The sequence below is a fragment of the Arsenicicoccus sp. UBA2120 genome, from assembly GCF_002330965.1.
In the GTDB taxonomy this organism is placed as follows: Bacteria; Actinomycetota; Actinomycetes; order Actinomycetales; family Dermatophilaceae; genus Arsenicicoccus; species Arsenicicoccus bolidensis.
The window spans coordinates 15,301-33,292 of the sequence record NZ_DCYC01000036.1 but is presented as its reverse complement, the minus strand read 5'-3'; the positions used below and the strand labels follow the sequence as shown (position 1 = coordinate 33,292).

Genomic DNA, 17,992 nt, shown 5'->3' with positions numbered 1-17,992 from the left:
GTGCCGAGCGCCACCCAGGCCCGCCAGGTCGAGCTGTCCTTCCCCGTGATCGACAACGACGAGCTCGCCAAGATCGTCCACATCAACGCCGACGGCAACCTGCCCGGCTACGCCACCCACGTCGTCCGCGGCCTCTACCGCGTCGACGAGGGCGCCGAGGGCCTGCGGGCCCGGCTCGAGGAGATCTTCGCCGAGGTCACGGCGGCCATCCGTGGCGGCGCGCGGTTCGTCATACTGTCCGACCGCGACTCCGACCGCGAGAACGCACCGATCCCGTCGCTGCTGCTCACCTCGGCCGTCCACCACCACCTGATCCGCGAGAAGCTCCGCACCGAGGTGGGCCTGGTCGTCGAGGCCGGGGACGTCCGCGAGGTGCACCACGTCGCGCTGCTCGTGGGCTACGGCGCCGCCGCGATCAACCCCTACCTCGCGATGGAGTCCGTCGAGGTCCTGGTGCGCCAGGGCATCATCGAGGGCGTCACCCCCGAGCAGGCCGTCAAGAACCTCATCAAGGCGCTCGGCAAGGGCGTGCTCAAGGTGATGTCCAAGATGGGCATCTCGACCGTCGCGTCCTACCGAGGGGCGCAGGTCTTCGAGGCCATCGGCCTGTCCCAGGAGCTCGTCGACACCTACTTCACCGGCACGGTCAGCCAGCTCGGCGGCATCGGTCTCGACGTCGTGGCCGACGAGGTGGCCGCGCGCCACGTCACGGCCTACCCCGTCGACGGCGTCCGCCAGGCGCACCGCACCCTGCCCGTCGGTGGCGAGTACCAGTGGCGCCGCGAGGGCGAGCCGCACCTGTTCGACCCCGAGACGGTGTTCCGCCTGCAGCACTCGACGCGCGAGCGGCGCTACGACATCTTCAAGCAGTACACCCAGCGCGTCGACGACCAGGCCCAGCGCCTGATGACGCTGCGCGGGCTGTTCGACCTCGCCTCCGACCGGCCCTCGATCCCCGTCGAGGAGGTCGAGCCGATCAGCGAGATCGTCAAGCGGTTCTCCACCGGGGCGATGAGCTACGGCTCGATCTCCAAGGAGGCGCACGAGACCCTCGCGATCGCGATGAACCGCCTCGGCGCCCGCTCCAACACCGGCGAGGGCGGCGAGGACGTCGACCGGCTGATGGACCCCGAGCGGCGCAGCGCGATCAAGCAGGTCGCGTCCGGCCGGTTCGGCGTCACCAGCCTCTACCTCACCGAGTCCGACGACATCCAGATCAAGATGGCGCAGGGCGCCAAGCCCGGCGAGGGTGGTCAGCTGCCCGGCCACAAGGTCTACCCGTGGGTGGCCCGCACCCGGCACTCCACCCCGGGCGTCGGCCTGATCTCACCCCCGCCGCACCACGACATCTACTCGATCGAGGACCTGGCCCAGCTGATCCACGACCTCAAGAACGCCAACCCGCAGGCCCGCGTCCACGTCAAGCTCGTCTCCGAGATCGGCGTCGGCACGGTCGCGGCGGGCGTGTCCAAGGCGCACGCCGACGTGGTGCTGGTCTCCGGGCACGACGGCGGCACGGGCGCCTCGCCGCTCACGTCGCTCAAGCACGCCGGTGCGCCGTGGGAGATCGGCCTGGCCGAGACCCAGCAGACGCTGGTGCTCAACGGCCTGCGGGACCGGATCGTCGTGCAGACCGACGGCCAGCTCAAGACCGGGCGCGACGTCGTCGTGGCCGCGCTGCTGGGGGCCGAGGAGTTCGGCTTCGCCACCGCCCCGCTGGTCGTGTCCGGCTGCATCATGATGCGCGTCTGCCACCTCGACACCTGCCCGGTCGGCGTCGCCACGCAGAACCCCGAGCTGCGGGCGCGGTTCTCCGGCAAGCCCGAGTTCGTCGAGACCTTCTTCGAGTACATCGCGCAGGAGGTCCGCGAGCTGCTCGCCGAGCTGGGCTTCCGCACGATCGAGGAGGCCATCGGCCAGACGGGCGTCATCAACACCCGCAAGGCGATCGACCACTGGAAGGCCAGCGGGCTCGACCTGTCGCCGGTCCTCGCGGAGGCCGTGCCGCTGGACGGCGCCGCGCGCCACCAGACCCACGAGCAGGACCACGGCCTGCAGCACGCGCTCGACAACGAGCTGATCGAGCGGGCACGCACGGCGATCGACGGCGGCGAGCCCGTGTCCTTCGACGCGCAGGTCCGCAACGTCAACCGCACGGTCGGCACCATGCTCGGCAACGCGGTCACGCGGGCCAACCCGCACGGCCTGCCGGACGGGACGATCACGGTCCGGCTGCACGGCTCGGCCGGGCAGTCCCTCGGGGCCTTCCTCCCCGGCGGCGTGACCCTCCAGCTCTTCGGCGACGCCAACGACTACGTCGGCAAGGGCCTCTCCGGCGGCCGCGTGGTCGTGCGACCGGGGGAGCAGAGCGCGCTGGTCGCCGAGGACAACGTCATCGCCGGCAACGTCATCGGCTACGGCGGGACGACCGGCGAGGTCTTCCTCCGCGGCACGGTGGGCGAGCGCTTCTGCGTCCGCAACTCCGGCATCACCGCCGTCGTCGAGGGCGTGGGCGACCACGGCTGCGAGTACATGACCGGCGGCATGGCGATGATCCTCGGCGAGGCGGGCCGCAACTTCGCGGCCGGCATGTCCGGCGGCGTCGCCTACCTGCTCGACGCGCGCACCGACCGGGTCAACACCGAGCTCGTCGACGTGCTGCCGCTGCGCGACCTGGACAAGCCGGTGGTCGAGGGCCTGCTCCGCGACCACCTGCGCTGGACCGACTCCACGGTGGCCGCGGCCCTGCTGGAGGACCTCGAGGCGGCCTACGCCCGCTTCACCCTGGTGCTGCCCCGCGACTACCAGCGCGTGCTGGACGTCCGTGCCCAGGCCGAGACCGAAGGACTGGACCTCGAGGGCGACGAGGTCTGGGACCGCATCATGGAGGCTTCTCGTGGCTGACCCTCGTGGATTCTTGAAGAACCGCCAGCGGGAGCTGCCCCAGCGGCGCCCGGTGCCGGTGCGCATCCAGGACTGGAAGGAGGTCTACGAGGCGCAGCCCGTGGACCAGCTCCAGCGACAGGCGGGCCGCTGCATGGACTGCGGCATCCCCTTCTGCCACAGCGGGTGCCCGCTCGGCAACCTCATCCCCGAGTGGAACACCCAGGCCTGGCGCGGTGACTGGCGCGACGCCATCGACCGGCTGCACGCGACCAACAACTTCCCGGAGTTCACCGGCCGCCTGTGCCCGGCCCCCTGCGAGACGGCCTGCGTCCTCGGCATCAACCAGGACCCGGTGACCATCAAGCAGATCGAGGTCACCACCGTCGAGCGGGCCTTCGAGGCCCAGCGCGTCGACCCGCAGCCGCCGGAGCGGCTGTCGGGCAAGCGCGTGGCGGTCGTCGGGTCCGGCCCGGCCGGCCTCGCGGCGGCCCAGCAGCTGACCCGCGCCGGCCACACCGTCGCGGTCTACGAGCGCGCCGACAAGCCCGGCGGTCTGCTGCGCTACGGCATCCCCGAGTTCAAGATGGAGAAGGCCGTGCTCGACCGGCGGCTCAACCAGATGACCCAGGAGGGCACCGTCTTCCGCTCCGGCGTCAAGGTCGGCGAGGACCTGACCGGCCAGCAGCTGCGCGAGCGCTTCGACGCCGTCGTGCTGGCCATCGGGTCGACGGTGCCGCGCGACCTGCCGGTCCCGGGGCGCGAGCTCGGCGGCATCCACCAGGCCATGGACTTCCTGCCCCCGGCCAACCGCGTGGCCCTCGGCCAGCAGGTCCAGGGACAGGTCACGGCGGAGGGCAAGGACGTCGTCATCATCGGCGGCGGTGACACCGGCGCCGACTGCCTCGGCACGTCCATCCGCCAGGGCGCCCGCTCGGTCACCAGCCTGGAGATCATGGGCCGTCCCGGCGAGCTGCGCCCCGCCAACCAGCCCTGGCCGACCTATCCCATGCTCTACCGCGTCGCCAGCGCGCACGAGGAGGGCGGCGACCGCGTCTACGCCGTCAGCACCAAGGAGTTCGTGGGCGACGACGACGGCAACGTCGCGGGCCTGCGGATCACCGAGGTCGAGATGCGCGACGGGCGGTTCGAGGAGGTCGAGGGCAGCGAGCGCGTCATCCCCGCGCAGCTGGTGCTGCTGGCGATGGGCTTCCTCGGCCCGCAGCGCGAGGGCCTCGTCGACCAGCTGGGCGTGGCCCTGGACGAGCGTTCCAACATCCGTCGCGACGCCAGCTTCATGACCTCGGTGCCCGGGGTCTTCGTGGCGGGCGACGCGGGCCGCGGCCAGTCGCTCATCGTCTGGGCGATCGCCGAGGGGCGCAGCGCCGCGCAGGGCGTCGACGCCTACCTCACCGGCGGGACCTCGCGCCTGCCGCGGCCGGTCGAGCCCACGGACCGACCTCTGGTGGTCTGACCTCACCCACCACACACAGGCAGCCGTATGCCGCCCGCCCGACGTACGCCGGGCGGGCAGCATACGGCTGTCTGCAGGGGCAGCGCGCGACCGCGCCGGCCACCTCGCCGCCGGCCGCAGGATGGCTCTGTGGCGCACGCCACTGCACTAGGATGGAGGTCATGCGCCGAGCCAAGATCGTCTGCACCATCGGGCCGGCCACATCCTCCATCGAGCAGATGCGCAAGCTGGTTGCTGCCGGGATGGACGTGGCTCGCCTCAACTTCTCCCACGGGTCGCACGAGGACCACCAGCAGGTCTACGCCAACGTCCGGGCCGCGTCCGACGAGGTCGGCCGCGCGGTGGGCACCCTGGTCGACCTGCAGGGCCCCAAGATCCGCACCGGACGGTTCGCCAACGGCCCCATCCTCCTGACCAAGGGTGACCGGTTCACGATCACGACCGATGACGTCCAGGGCGACCAGGATCGCGTCGGCACGACCTACAAGGGTCTCCCGGGCGACGTGTCCGTGGGGGACCGCCTCCTGATCGACGACGGCAAGGTCGGCCTGCGCGCCGTCGAGGTCACCGACACCGACGTGGTCACCGAGGTCGTCGAGGGTGGCTTCGTCTCCAACAACAAGGGCATCAACCTGCCCGGCGTCGCCGTGAGCGTCCCGGCCCTGTCCGACAAGGACGAGGCCGACCTGCGGTTCGCCCTGCGGCTCGGCTGCGACATTGTCGCCCTGTCCTTCGTGCGCTCCGCCGCCGACGTCGACGACGTCCACCGCATCATGGACGAGGTCGGCCGGCGCGTCCCCGTCATCGCCAAGATCGAGAAGCCCCAGGCGATCGACAACCTCGAGGAGATCGTCCAGCGCTTCGACGCCGTCATGGTCGCCCGCGGCGACCTCGGCGTGGAGCTGCCGTTCGAGGAGGTCCCGATCGTGCAGAAGCGCGCGATCGAGCTGTGCCGCAAGTACGCCCGCCCCGTCATCGTCGCCACCCAGGTCCTCGAGTCGATGATCGAGAACTCCCGGCCGACCCGCGCCGAGGCCTCCGACTGCGCCAACGCCGTCCTCGACGGCGCCGACGCGATCATGCTGTCCGGCGAGACCTCGGTGGGCAAGTGGCCGATCGAGACCGTCCAGGCCATGGCCCGGATCATCGAGTCGACCGAGGAGCACGGCCTGTCCCGCGTGCTCCCGACGCCCGAGCCGCGCTGGCACGTGGGCGACGCGGTCACGCAGGCCGCTGTCGACGTCGCGCGTCACCTCGACGTGCGCTACCTGGTCACCTTCACCCAGTCCGGCAAGTCCGCGCGCCTGCTGTCCCGCCTGCGCTGCAGCATCCCGGTGCTGGCCTTCAGCCCGGAGCAGGCGACGCGGTCGCAGCTGTCGTTGTCGTGGGGCGTCGAGACCTTCCTCGTGCCCGACGCGAGCCACACGGACGAGATGGTCATGCAGGTCGACCTGGCCCTGCTGGCCGCCGGCCGCGTCGAGGAGGGCGATTACGTCGTCATCGTCGCCGGCACGCCGCCGGGCGTCCAGGGCTCGACCAACTCCGTGCGCGTGCACCGCATGGGCGACTCCATCAACCACCGGATGGGCCGCACCCTCGACGAGACGCCAGCCTGACGGTGGGGTGCCCGCCCGCCCGTGCCGACCGGCGACCATCGGCCGGTAGCATGGGCGGGCACCTCGCCGGGGTGGTGGAATGGCAGACACAGAGCACTCAAAATGCTCCGCTCGCAAGGGCGTGCGGGTTCGAGTCCCGCCCTCGGCACCAGCCCTCGTCACCAGGGCCTCCCAGGTCGCCCCGGTCGCCTGCGTACGACTAGAGTGACGGGGTGACTGAGCACCCCATGACGACCGGCCGCCGCATCCTCGTCGCCGAGGACGAAGCCCTCATCCGACTCGACCTGGTGGAGATGCTCCGCGACGCGGGCCACGAGATCGTCGGCCAGGCCAGCAACGGCGAGCAGGCCGTGGAGCTCGCGGCCGAGCACAAGCCGGACATCGTCATCATGGACGTCAAGATGCCTGTCCTGGACGGGATCTCGGCGGCGGAGCAGATCGGCAACGCCAAGATCTGCCCGGTCGTGATGCTCACGGCGTTCAGCCAGACCGAGCTCGTGGAGCGCGCTCGTGACGCAGGTGTCATGGCCTACATCGTCAAGCCGTTCACCGCGGCGGACCTCGCCCCGGCGATCGACATCGCGGTCTCGCGCTGGGCCGAGTACCAAGCGCTGGAGTCCGAGATCGCCGACCTGTCCGAGCGGCTCGAGACCCGCAAGTCCGTCGACCGGGCCAAGGGCGTGCTGATGGCCAAGCTCAAGCTCAGCGAGGCCGACGCCTTCCGGTGGATCCAGAAGACCGCGATGGACCGCCGCATGGGCATGAAGCAGGTCGCCGACGCGGTTATCACCGGCATGGGCGACGACAAGGCCAAGAAGTAGCCCCACGACCTCAAAGATCGTGAGGGTCTGGTCCACGATTCTTGGACCAAACCCTCACGATCTTGTGGTTCTTAGGGGAGGGGACGGGCTGCCGGGTCAGCGGAGCGCGACCACCAGCTGGGTGAGCAGCGGGGCGACCACGAGGGCCGGGAGCAGGTCCCCGACGGGGATCTCCCGGATCCGCAGCAGCCGCAGCGCGATCGCGACCAGCAGCAGGCCGCCCGTGGCGGTGAGCGCCGCGATGTGGGCCTCCGGCAGGACCGAGCCCAGCAGGACGCCGACGATCGTCAGGGCGCCCTGCACGACCGCCACGGAGACGGCCGACAGCAGCACCCCGATCCCGAAGGTCGAGGCGAACGCCAGCGCGGCGAAGCCGTCCAGGACGGACTTGAGGGCGAGCTGGTCGATGCCCCGGCCGAGGCCGTCGTTGAGCGATCCCAGGATGGTGAGCGGCCCGACGCAGAAGAGCAGGCTCGCCGTCAGCCAGCCCTCGATGAACCGCTCGCGCTCCGCGTGGGCCTGAGCGCCGTCGCCGTCCGCCGCCGGAGTGCTGCGGTGGACGCGACGCTGGACCGCTCCGGCCAGGCCCTCCAGGCGCCGCTCGATGTGCAAGGCCGAGCCCAGGATCGCGCCCAGCAGCAGCGAGCCGAGGACGATGAGCATGGGGGCGCCAGACCCCACGGCGTCGGTCAGGCTGGCTGAGGTGACCTCCCAGGCCGACAGCAGCGCCATCAGCAGCGTCGTGAGGCCGAGGCAGTCCGTCACGATCGACCGGGTGCGCTCGGGCAGCCGGTTGCCGATCATCATGCCGAGGGTGGCTCCGAGGACGACGGCGACGACGTTGACGACCGTGCCGAGGCCGGGAAAGGCAGCGTTCATAGGCGCAGAGTAGGCGTCCGGTCGCAGGCGGTGGGCGACGGACCGGCCTCTGGGCCCGGCAGAATCGATCGGGGCCACCCCGGCTATCCAAACCACGAGGGGCCGTGCCATATTCTCCGTGGAGAGTGCTTCGGGGGAGGCATGAGCCACCTGTTCGTCCCGGCGATTCCCTGGAGGTTTCTCATGGCACGGTCGTGGACCGTCGCGCGGCTGGTCGGGCCCGAGGACTGGGCCGGTGTGCACCGTCTGTGGACCGAGGCCCTGGCCGACGCAACGCCGACCGGCGACGCCACCGGTCGCCAGGTGGGTGCGGAGCGCCTCGAGCAGGTGCTCAGCCGCCCGGGGGTCACGACCCTCGTCGCGGAGCATGACGACGACCTGGTCGGGCTCATGGTCGCCACGAGCGATCCCCTCAGCGCGCTGACGGACTCGGCCTGCGTCACGGTCGAGATCCTCTACGTCACCCCGGCCCGTCGGGGACGCGGCGTCGGCCACCTGCTCCTCGCCAAGGCGGCGCTGCTGGCCGAGCAGACCGGCGCCACGCACGTCGTGTGCAACGTCCCCAGCCAGTCGCGCGACCTCAACCGGTTCTTCGCCCGCATGGGGTTCGCCTCGACCGTCACGCGGCGCATCACCTCACCGGCAGCCCTGCGTCGGCGCCTGAGCGGCGAGGAGGGCCGCCCCTTCGACAAGGTCCTGGCCCGGCGCCGCTCGCTGCGGGCCCGGACCGGCCTCACCCAGCCGCTCGAGATCGTCCAGCCCCGCGCCAGCGCGTCCTGATGCATCCGTCCTGACGGGCGATCCCTGACGAGGTGGGCGTGACGCGGCTCAGGCCTCGTCGCGCAGGGCGCAGGTGATCCGCGAGGTGCAGACGCGTCGCCCCTGCTCGTCGCTGATCACGACGTCGTAGCACGCCGTCGTCCGGCCGACGTGCACCGCGGTGGCGACCCCGTTGACCGCTCCCGATCGCACCGACCGGTGGTGCGTGGCGTTGATGTCGACGCCCACGGCATACCGGCCCGGTCCTGCGGCCAGCATGGCCGCGATGCTGCCGAGGGTCTCGGCAAGGACCACCGAGGCACCCCCGTGGAGCAGGCCGTAGGGCTGCGTGTTGCCCTCGACGTCCATCGTGCCGCAGCAGCGCTCGGCCGACGCCTCGGTCAGCTCGATCGCCATCCGCTCGATCAGCGTGCCGCGACCCGCGTCCCGGAGCTGGTCCAGAGGGGTGGGCTGGTCGGACTCGGTCGCTGTTGCCGGTGTGTCGGTCATACGGCCTAGGCTGCCATGCGTGACGCGACTTCTGCTCCTCGACGGACACTCCCTGGCCTACCGCGCGTTCTTCGCCCTGCCGGCCGAGAACTTCTCGACGACGACGGGCCAGACCACCAACGCCGTCTACGGCTTCACCTCGATGCTGATCAACCTGCTGCGTGACGAGGAGCCGACGCACGTCGCCGTCGCCTTCGACCTGTCCCGCCAGACCTTCCGCACCGAGGCCTACGCGGACTACAAGGCGGGCCGCGCCAAGACGCCGGACGAGTTCAAGGGCCAGGTGTCGCTGATCCAGGAGGTGCTGGACGCGATGCGCATCCCGCACGTGCAGGTCGAGGGCTTCGAGGCCGACGACATCATCGCGACCCTCACGACGCAGGCGGCCGCCGCCGGCCTCGACGAGGTGGTGATCTGCTCGGGCGACCGGGACGCCTTCCAGCTCGTCGACGAGCGCACCACCCTGCTCTATCCCGTGCGCGGCGTCTCCGAGGTCTGGCGGATGGACCCCGCGGCCGTCGAGGCCAAGTACCTCGTGACCCCCGAGCGCTACAGCGACCTGGCGGCCCTGGTGGGTGAGACCTCCGACAACCTCCCGGGCGTGCCGGGGGTCGGGCCCAAGACCGCGGCCAAGTGGATCACGCAGTATGGCGACCTCGCGGGGATCGTCGAGCACGTCGGTGAGATCAAGGGCAAGGCGGGGGAGTCGTTGCGCGCCCACCTCGACCAGGTCCTGCGCAACCGGCAGCTCAACCAGCTGGTGCACGACGTCGACCTGCCGTTCGGCATCGACGACCTGCAGCGCGCCAACTGGGAGCGCGACGAGGTCCACCAGGTCTTCGACGGCCTGGAGTTCCGGGTGCTGCGCGACCGCCTCTTCGCCACCGTGGAGTCGGCCGAGCCGGAGGCGGAGTCGGGCTTCGACCTCGACGGGGCCGTCCTGGACGTCACCGAGGTCGCGGAGTGGCTGCAGAGCCACGGCCGGTCGGGGACCGTGGGCCTCGTCGTCGACGGTCGGTGGGCCCGCGGCACCGGAGACGTCGAGGGGGTGGCGCTCGCCGCGGAGGACGGGGCCGGCGCCTACCTCGACGTGGCGTCGCTCACCCCGGACGCCGAGGGCGCCCTCGGCGCCTGGCTGGCCGACGCGTCGGTGCCCAAGGTCCTGCACGACGCCAAGGGCCAGCTCCACGCCCTGGCGGCCCGCGGCTTCACGGACCTCGCCGGGGTCCAGCTGGACACCGCTCTGGCGGCCTACCTCGTGCGGCCCGACCAACGGTCCTACGACCTGGCCGACCTCACCCTGCGGCACCTGCAGCGCGAGCTGCGGGTCGAGGGTGCGGGCGACGGCCAGGGCATGCTCGACTTCACGGCGGACCAGGACGCCGAGGCCCAGGCCTCCATGGTGCGGGCCCGCGCGGTCCTCGACCTGTCCGCCGTCCTCGACCGCGAGCTCGTCGCCACGGGGCAGCGCGACCTCCTCGCCGACGTGGAGCTGCCCCTGCTCGGGGTCCTCGCGGAGATGGAGCGGGTGGGCATCGCGGTCGACGAGGAGGGCCTCGCCCGGCTGGAGTCGCACTTCGCCGACATGGTGGCCCAGGCCCAGGCCGACGCCCACACGGCCATCGACGACGACAGCATCAACCTCGGCTCGCCCAAGCAGCTGCAGGTCGTGCTGTTCGAGCGGCTGGACATGCCGCGGACCAAGCGCACCAAGACGGGCTACACCACCGACGCCGAGGCGCTCGCGGACCTGTTCGTCAAGACCGAGCACCCCTTCCTCGAGGCGCTGCTGCGCCACCGCGACGCGGCCAAGCTCCGGTCGACGATCGAGGGGCTGCGCAAGTCCGTCGCCGAGGACGGGCGCATCCACACGACCTACCTGCAGACGGTGGCCGCCACGGGGCGGCTCAGCTCCACCGAGCCCAACCTGCAGAACGTCCCCATCCGCACCGAGGAGGGGCGCCGGATCCGCTCGGTGTTCGTGGTGGGGCACGGCCGCCACGGCGACGAGCCGGTCGCCTACGAGTCGCTGATGTCGGCCGACTACAGCCAGATCGAGATGCGCATCATGGCGCACCTGTCCGGCGACGCGGGTCTCATCGAGGCCTTCCGCACGGGAGAGGACCTCCACCGGTTCGTCGGGTCCCGGGTCTTCCAGGTGGAGCCCGAGGACGTCACGTCCGCGATGCGGTCCAAGGTCAAGGCGATGAGCTACGGCCTGGCCTACGGGCTGTCGGCGTTCGGCCTGTCCAAGCAGCTGCGCGTCTCCACCGCCGAGGCCCAGGGGCTGATGGACGGCTACTTCGAGCGGTTCGGCGGGGTCCGCGACTACCTGCGCGAGGTGGTCGCCGAGGCGCGCGCCACCGGCTACACCGCGACCATCCTCGGGCGCCGCCGCTACCTGCCCGACCTCACGAGCGACAACCGCAACCGTCGCGAGATGGCCGAGCGGATGGCGCTCAACGCCCCGATCCAGGGCTCGGCCGCCGACATCATGAAGGTCGCGATGCTCGGCGTCGACCGGGCGCTGCGCGCCGAGGACCTGCGCTCCCGGATGCTCCTGCAGGTGCACGACGAGTTGCTGCTCGAGATCGCGCCGGGGGAGCGGGACACGGTGGAGGCGCTGGTGCGTCGCGAGATGGGTGGGGCGGCCGAGCTCGACGTGCCGCTGGACGTGCACGTCGGGGTGGGACGTTCGTGGCAGGACGCTGAACACTGATGCGGGCACTGAGCGGGCATTGAGAGGGCACTGAGCTGGCATCGAGCTGGCACTGACGGGGGCTCTGACGGCACGCTGATCGGCACCGACCGAGGGGCGGGCAACCAGTTCCGGTCCAGCGAACTCTCGTAGAGTTCTCTGCGTCCCCCGCCGTCAGACCCCCGCAGACCCGTCTGGGTGGGTCCGCCTCCGCCTGGCACCCACAGAATCTCAGGAGCTCGATGCTTGCCCTCGTCGGTCTGCACCTGCTCGCGGCCGTCTGTGCCCCGTTGCTCGTGCGGCTCTGGGGACCCCGGGCGTTCTGGCTCCTCTCCCTGCCGTCGGTCGCCACCGCGGGACTCGCGCTGGCGCGCACGACGGCAGCCACGTCCGGGACGGCGCCCCGCGAGGACGTCACGTGGGTGCCCTCCCTGGGGCTGTCGGTCACGCTCCGGATGGACGCTCTCGCGTGGCTGATGTGCCTGGTCGTCGGGGTGGTGGGCACGCTCGTCCTCGTCTACTGCGCGGGCTACTTCGAGCCCGACGAGCCCGGCCTGGACCGCTTCGCCGCCCACCTCACGGCGTTCGCGGGCGCGATGACCGGTCTGGTCCTCAGCGACAACCTCCTCGTGCTCTACCTGTTCTGGGAGCTCACGACCGTCCTCTCGTACCTCCTGGTAGGTCACTCGTCCCACCTCGAGGACAGCCGCAACGCCGCCACCCAGGCCCTCGTCGTCACCACGGCGGGCGGTCTGGCGATGCTGGTCGGCATCGTCATGCTGGGCCAGGCCGCGGGGACCTACTCCCTCGAGTCGATCCTGGCGCAGCCGCCGTCGGGCACGACGGTGGCGGTGGCCGTGGCCCTCCTCCTCGTCGGCGCGATCACCAAGTCCGCCCTCGTGCCCTTCCACTTCTGGCTCCCGGGGGCGATGGCCGCGCCGACCCCCGTCAGCGCCTACCTGCACGCCGCCGCCATGGTCAAGGCCGGCATCTACCTCGTCGCGCGGCTCGCACCGGGCTTCTCCGACGCCGCCACGTGGCACCCCGTCGTCCTCGTCCTGGGCTGCACGACGATGCTCGTCGGCGGCTACCGTGCCCTGCGCCAGGTGGACCTGAAGCTCCTCCTGGCCTACGGCACGGTGTCCCAGCTCGGCTTCCTCGTGGTGCTCGTGGGGACCGGGTCCGCCGAGGCCGCCGTGGCCGGCCTCGCCATGCTGGTCGCGCACGCCGTGTTCAAGGCCGGGCTGTTCCTCTCCGTCGGGGCCATCGACCACGCCACGGGCACCCGGGACATCCGTGAGCTGAGCGGACTGCGCCACCGCATGCCGGTCGTCTTCGCGGCGTCGGTCGCCTGCGCCCTGTCCATGGCGGGCATCCCGCCGACGCTCGGCTTCGTCGGCAAGGAGGCCGTCTACGAGACCTACTGGCACGGCGCCCAGGCCTGGAGCCGACCCGTGCTCGTCGTGCTCGTCGTCGGCTCCATGCTGACCCTCGCCTACAGCGCGCGCTTCCTGATCGGCGCGTGGAGCGACGTGCCCGGGCGCGAGGACACGGCCTACCACTCCCTGCACCGCCCCGTCGTGTGGGTCCCGGCGGTCCTCGGGCTCACGAGCGTGCTCGCGAGCCCCTTCCTCGGTGCCGCGCAGCACCTCGTCGAGCCGTATGCCGAGAGCTGGCCGCCCTCAGCGCACCCCATCCACCTGGCGCTCTGGCACGGCTTCACGCCGGCCCTGTGGCTGAGTGTCCTCACGGTAGCCTTCGGCCTGGCCCTGGTGGCGGTGCGCAGCCGGGTCGAGTCGGTCCAGCGACGGCTGCCTCACCCACCGGCGGCGGTCTCGGCATACCGCTGGGTGATGCGCGCGCTCGACCGCGGCTCCATCGAGGTCACGGGCGTTGCGCAGCGAGGCTCGCTCCCGCTGTCGCTCGGCCTGATCCTGGTCGTCTTCATCGGCCTGACCGCGGTCGGGCTCCTGGGGGTCGGCTCGGCGCCCGAGACCCGCTGGTGGGACACCCCCGCCCAGGCCGGCGTCGCGCTGGTCGCCAGCCTGGCCGCCGTGATGGCGGTGCGCTCCCGCCGCCGTCTGCGCGGCGTGTTCCTGGTCGGGGTCACGGGCTACGCGCTGGCCGTGCTGTTCCTGCTGCACGGCGCCCCCGACCTCGCCCTCACCCAGGTGCTCGTCGAGACCGTCTCCATCGTCGTGTTCGTGCTCGTCCTGCGGCGGCTCAGCGGCAAGTTCAACGACAACCCCTCGCGTGCCAACCGCAGCCTGCGCGTCGCCCTCGGCGTCGTGTCCGGCGTGCTGGTGAGCGGGGCAGCTCTCGTCGCCGCCGGAGCACGCACCGCGCCGCCCGGGTCCGCCGGCTGGCCGGTCGGGGCCACGAGCTTCGGCGGCGGCGAGAACGTCGTCAACGTCGCCCTGGTCGACATCCGGGCCTGGGACACCATGGGCGAGATCGCCGTGGTGCTCGTCGCCGCGACCGGCGTCGCCAGCCTCGTCTACCTCAGCCACGACCGGGTCGTGGCGACCCGCAAGCGGCTCGACGAGGCGCGGCGCCTGCGCAACCGCACGCGCGAGGAGCGCCCCAGCTGGCTGGCCGTGCCCGCCGGGGAGCGCACCGAGGAACCCTCGCTGATCTTCGCCGTCATCACCCGCCTCATCTTCCCCGCCATCATGGTGTGGTCCCTCTACCTGCTCTTCGCCGGGCACAACAACCCCGGGGGCGGCTTCGCGGCGGGGCTCGTGGCCGGCCTGGCCCTCACCGTGCGCTATCTCGCCGGCGGCCGGGTGGAGCTGCGGGCCGCCCTCCCACTCATGCCGGGTGCGCTGCTCGGGACCGGGCTGTTCCTGTCCGCCGGCTTCGGCCTGGTCTCCATGCTGGTCGGTGGTGACGTCCTGCAGAGCTGGGACGCGGACGTGGAGCTGCCCCTCGTCGGGCACCTGCACCTCGTGTCCTCGGTCTTCTTCGACCTCGGGGTCTACCTCGTCGTGATCGGTCTGATGCTCGACATCCTCCGGTCCCTGGGCGCCGCGCTGGACCGGCAGATCAGCGAGAGGTCGGACGCATGACCGTCAACCTGACCCTGGTGGTCCTCGCCGGGGTGCTCTTCGGCTCGGGCGTGGTCCTCGTCATGGCGCGCAGCATCGTGCGAGCCCTGCTCGGCGTGCTGCTCATGGGCAACGGCGTCAACGTCGTGTTCCTGATCGCCTCCGGCGCGCCCGGCCGCGCACCCATCGTCAGCAAGTCCTCCGCCGAGGGCGTGGTCGTCGGCGCGGACGGCATCTCCGACCCCCTCCCGCAGGCGATGGTGCTCACCGCCATCGTGATCACGCTGGCGGTGACGGCCTACTGCCTCGCGCTCGCGCACCGGTCCTGGCAGCTGTCGTCCAGCGACAACGTCGAGGACGACCCCGAGGACGCCCGGATCGGTCACCTGGCTGACACCGACCAGGTTCCCGACACCGACTACGCGGACACCACCGACCCGCACGCCCTCGCCGACACGGCGACCGACGACCAGGGAGGCGACCGATGATCGACCCAGGTCTGCTCGTGCCGCTGCCCGTGGTGCTGCCCCTCGTCGGTGCCGGGCTGACGGTCGTGGCGTCGGGACGCCAGGCGATCCAGCGCCTCGTGAGCACCGTCGTCCTCACGACGTCCGTGATCGTGTCGGCCGTCCTGCTCTGGGGGGCCCACACCCGCGGCACCCTCGTCGTCCATGCCGGGGGCTGGTCGCCGGCCGACGGCATCGTCCTCGTGGTGGACCGGCTGTCGGGGCTGATGCTGCTCGTGTCCTCGACCGTGACGCTGGCGGTGATGCTCTACTCCATCGGCCAGGGCCGCGCCTCGGACGACAGCGAGCACGACGGGGGAGCGCCCCTGCCGATCTTCCACCCCACCATGCTCGTCCTCTCGGCCGGCGTCTCGACGACCTTCCTGTCCGGGGACCTGTTCCACCTCTACGTCGGCTTCGAGATGCTGCTGTTCGCGAGCTTCGTGCTGCTCACGCTGGGTGGCACCGCCTCCCGGGTCCGGGCGGGCGCCAACTACGTCGTGGTCAACCTGCTGTCGTCACTGCTGTTCCTGGTCGCGATCGCGCTCGTCTACGCCGCCACGGGGACGGTCAACCTCGCGGAGCTCGCCGGTCGGCTGGACGCCCTCCCGCCGGGTCAGCAGGGCCTGCTGCACGGCATGCTGCTCCTCGGCTTCTGCATCAAGGCCGCGGTGTTCCCCATGTCGGGCTGGCTCCCCGACTCCTATCCCACCGCGCCCGCGCCCGTCACCGCCGTGTTCGCCGGACTGCTGACCAAGGTGGGGGTCTACGCGATGATCCGCACCCAGACGCTGCTGTTCCCCGACGGTCGCCTGGACACCCTGCTGATGTGGGCCGGCCTGCTGACCATGCTCGTCGGCATCCTGGGCGCCGTCGCCCAGGACGACATCAAGCGACTGATCTCCTTCACCCTGGTGTCGCACATCGGCTACCTCGTCTTCGGCATCGCCGTCGGCAACGAGGCGGGGCTGTCGTCGGCGATCTTCTACACCGCCCACCACATCACCATCCAGACCGCGTTGTTCCTGGTGACGGGCCTGATCGAGGCCCGCGGCGGGTCCACCTCGCTCAGCCACCTCGGGGGGCTGGGGCGGCTCGCCCCCGGGCTAGCCCTGCTGTTCTTCGTCCCCGCGATGAACCTCGCCGGCATCCCGCCGTTCTCGGGCTTCCTCGGCAAGGTCGGCCTCATCCAGGCCGGGGTCGCCTCCGGCACGTGGCTCGCCTACCTGCTCGTCGCCGGGTCCGTGATCACCAGCCTGCTCACGCTGTACGCCATCAGCCGGGTGTGGGGCCGTGTCTTCTGGAGGTCGCCCCGTGCCGCCGTCCCCGACGACGACGGGGGTGACGACGACGTGCTCGTCGTCACCGGGGACGACGCGGCCCAGGTCGTCGCCGAGCGACGCCTGGCGCTCGGCACGGTGCTGCCGACCACGCTGCTCGTCGCGGTGAGCGTCGCCATCACCGTCGCGGCCGGGCCGCTCTACGAGATCACCGACGCCGCAGCGGGCCAGCTCGGCGACCGCTCCGGCTACACGACCGCCGTGCTGCAGGGGGTGCCTCGATGAGCAACCGCGTGCGTCTCACCCCGACCGTCGGGCTCGCCGTCGTCTGGGTCCTGCTGTGGGGCAACTTCTCCTGGGGCAATATCCTCGCGGGACTCCTGGTCGCCCTCGTGGTGCAGGTCTTGTTCCCCCTGCCGCACGTGATGTCCGGCGTCCGGGTGCACCCCTGGGGACTGCTCGTCCTGCTCGGCACCTTCCTCAAGGACCTGGTCACGGCCAGCGCCGCGGTGGCCTGGCTCGCCGTGCGGCCGCGGCCCATCGGCCCCGGCACCGTCATCGAGGTGCAGCTCACGGTGGAGGACGACCTGCTGCGCACCGTCGTCGCGGAGCTCACGTCGCTGGTCCCCGGCACGGTCGTGATCGACCTCGACCCCTCCACGGGCGTGCTCACCATGCACGTCCTGGACCGCACCGACCCCGCGGACCTGCAGGCCGAGCGTCTCCGGGTCGCAGCGCTGGAGGACCGGGTGCGCCGTGCCCTCGGCAAGGACACGGGTCAGCCGGAGCGGCATACCCACGAGCACGAGAAGGCCGACCGATGACCGTGCTGGTCTGGGCGATCGTCGCCATGCTCCTGGCCGCGGCGCTGCTCGTGCTGTGGCGCATGGTGACCGGCCCGACGGTGCTCAACCGCACCCTCGCGAGCGACGTGCTCGTGGCGGTGATCATCTGCGCGCTGGGGGCGGAGGCGGTCGTGCGCGACCACTCGACGACGCTGCCCGTCCTCGTGTCGCTGTCGCTGGTCGGCTTCGTGGCGACCGTCGCGGTGTCGCGCTTCGTCGCCGGGGACTCGGACCTGGGGCTGCGCCAGGCCGGGCAGCCCGGGTCGGACGTGCCCGAGCCCACCGAGGTCAGCGGCTTCGACGAGGACCGGGGCGTGGTCGACGACGACGGGGGCAACCGATGAGCTGGACCTCCGTCGCCGACCTCGCCGCGCTCGTCTGCCTGGCCCTCGGCTCGTTCCTGTGCCTGTGCGCCGCGATCGGTCTCGTCCGCTTCCCCGACCTGCTCTCGCGCATGCACGCGGCGACCAAGCCGCAGACCCTGGGGATCCTGCTGGTGCTGCTCGGCGTGGGCATCGGACGGCACTCGCCCCTCGACATCGGCATGCTGCTGCTCGTCGCGATCTTCCAGATGGCCAGCGCGCCCGTGTCCTCCCACCTGCTCAGCCGCGCCGCGATCCGCACCGGCCAGGTGCCGGGCGTCCGGGACGACGAGAGGGTCGACCGGCCGTAGC

At 71.6% G+C, this 17,992-nt stretch carries 14 protein-coding genes and 1 tRNA gene; 13 read left to right on the top strand and 2 right to left on the bottom strand.

Annotated elements, in window-relative coordinates; all coding sequences use genetic code 11:
• The 5 genes from gltB to B2P18_RS04685 form a co-directional block, all read left to right on the top strand.
• Nucleotides 1-2,904, top strand: a 2,904-nt coding sequence (gene gltB / locus B2P18_RS04705) for a glutamate synthase large subunit (RefSeq protein WP_286956179.1), incomplete at its 5' end; no start/stop codon positions are given.
• A complete protein-coding gene (locus B2P18_RS04700) occupies nt 2,897-4,357 on the top strand; it encodes a glutamate synthase subunit beta (RefSeq protein ID WP_286956175.1) in 1,461 nt (486 codons plus the stop codon). The genes gltB and B2P18_RS04700, both read left to right, overlap by 8 nt.
• A 161-nt stretch (nt 4,358-4,518) precedes the next feature.
• Nucleotides 4,519-5,973 carry a pyruvate kinase gene (gene pyk / locus B2P18_RS04695; protein ID WP_286956173.1) on the top strand — a complete coding sequence of 485 codons (1,455 nt, stop codon included), beginning with the start codon at nt 4,519-4,521 and terminating at the stop codon, nt 5,971-5,973.
• Between the two features lie 65 nt (nt 5,974-6,038).
• A tRNA-Leu gene (locus tag B2P18_RS04690) sits at nt 6,039-6,124 on the top strand.
• Nucleotides 6,125-6,200: 76 nt separating this feature from the next.
• On the top strand, nt 6,201-6,794 hold the full coding sequence (locus B2P18_RS04685) for an ANTAR domain-containing response regulator (protein WP_019286077.1): 594 nt from the start codon (nt 6,201-6,203) through the stop codon (nt 6,792-6,794).
• A 96-nt stretch (nt 6,795-6,890) separates the two neighbouring features.
• Here B2P18_RS04685 and B2P18_RS04680 read toward each other — a convergent pair whose 3' ends face one another.
• On the bottom strand, nt 6,891-7,673 hold the full coding sequence (locus tag B2P18_RS04680; RefSeq protein WP_019286076.1) for a DUF554 domain-containing protein: 783 nt from the start codon (nt 7,671-7,673) through the stop codon (nt 6,891-6,893).
• A 141-nt stretch (nt 7,674-7,814) separates the two neighbouring features.
• Here B2P18_RS04680 and B2P18_RS04675 point away from each other — a divergent pair, with 141 nt between their 5' ends.
• A complete protein-coding gene (locus B2P18_RS04675) occupies nt 7,815-8,453 on the top strand; it encodes a GNAT family N-acetyltransferase (RefSeq protein ID WP_084412429.1) in 639 nt (212 codons plus the stop codon).
• A gap of 48 nt (nt 8,454-8,501) precedes the next feature.
• Here B2P18_RS04675 and B2P18_RS04670 read toward each other — a convergent pair whose 3' ends face one another.
• Nucleotides 8,502-8,942, bottom strand: coding sequence for a hotdog fold thioesterase (locus B2P18_RS04670; protein WP_019286074.1), 441 nt, complete (start codon nt 8,940-8,942; stop codon nt 8,502-8,504).
• Nucleotides 8,943-8,961: 19 nt separating this feature from the next.
• On the opposite strand from B2P18_RS04670, the gene polA reads away from it, so the two are divergent.
• The 7 genes from polA to mnhG all read left to right on the top strand — a co-directional run bounded on the left by polA (nt 8,962) and on the right by mnhG (nt 17,991).
• Nucleotides 8,962-11,661: a DNA polymerase I gene (polA, locus tag B2P18_RS04665; RefSeq protein ID WP_286956166.1), complete on the top strand. Its 2,700-nt coding sequence runs from the start codon at nt 8,962-8,964 to the stop codon at nt 11,659-11,661.
• Nucleotides 11,662-11,882: 221 nt separating this feature from the next.
• Entirely contained in the window at nt 11,883-14,708 is a 2,826-nt protein-coding gene (locus tag B2P18_RS04660; protein ID WP_286956163.1) for a Na+/H+ antiporter subunit A, read from the top strand.
• Nucleotides 14,705-15,175 carry a Na(+)/H(+) antiporter subunit C gene (locus B2P18_RS04655; protein ID WP_239263517.1) on the top strand — a complete coding sequence of 157 codons (471 nt, stop codon included), beginning with the start codon at nt 14,705-14,707 and terminating at the stop codon, nt 15,173-15,175. The genes B2P18_RS04660 and B2P18_RS04655 overlap by 4 nt, the downstream gene beginning before the upstream one ends.
• On the top strand, nt 15,172-16,758 hold the full coding sequence (locus tag B2P18_RS04650; protein ID WP_286956159.1) for a Na+/H+ antiporter subunit D: 1,587 nt from the start codon (nt 15,172-15,174) through the stop codon (nt 16,756-16,758). Before B2P18_RS04655 ends, B2P18_RS04650 begins: the two co-directional genes overlap by 4 nt.
• The gene (locus B2P18_RS04645; RefSeq protein WP_286956156.1) at nt 16,755-17,297 is read left to right on the top strand and encodes a Na+/H+ antiporter subunit E; all 543 of its coding nucleotides are present in this window, start codon (nt 16,755-16,757) and stop codon (nt 17,295-17,297) included. The genes B2P18_RS04650 and B2P18_RS04645 overlap by 4 nt, the downstream gene beginning before the upstream one ends.
• Entirely contained in the window at nt 17,294-17,662 is a 369-nt protein-coding gene (locus B2P18_RS04640; protein WP_019286067.1) for a monovalent cation/H+ antiporter complex subunit F, read from the top strand. Before B2P18_RS04645 ends, B2P18_RS04640 begins: the two co-directional genes overlap by 4 nt.
• Nucleotides 17,659-17,991 (top strand): monovalent cation/H(+) antiporter subunit G, encoded by a 333-nt coding sequence (mnhG, locus tag B2P18_RS04635; protein WP_019286066.1) that lies wholly within the window; start codon nt 17,659-17,661, stop codon nt 17,989-17,991. The genes B2P18_RS04640 and mnhG overlap by 4 nt, the downstream gene beginning before the upstream one ends.
• Nucleotide 17,992: the final 1 nt, after the last annotated feature.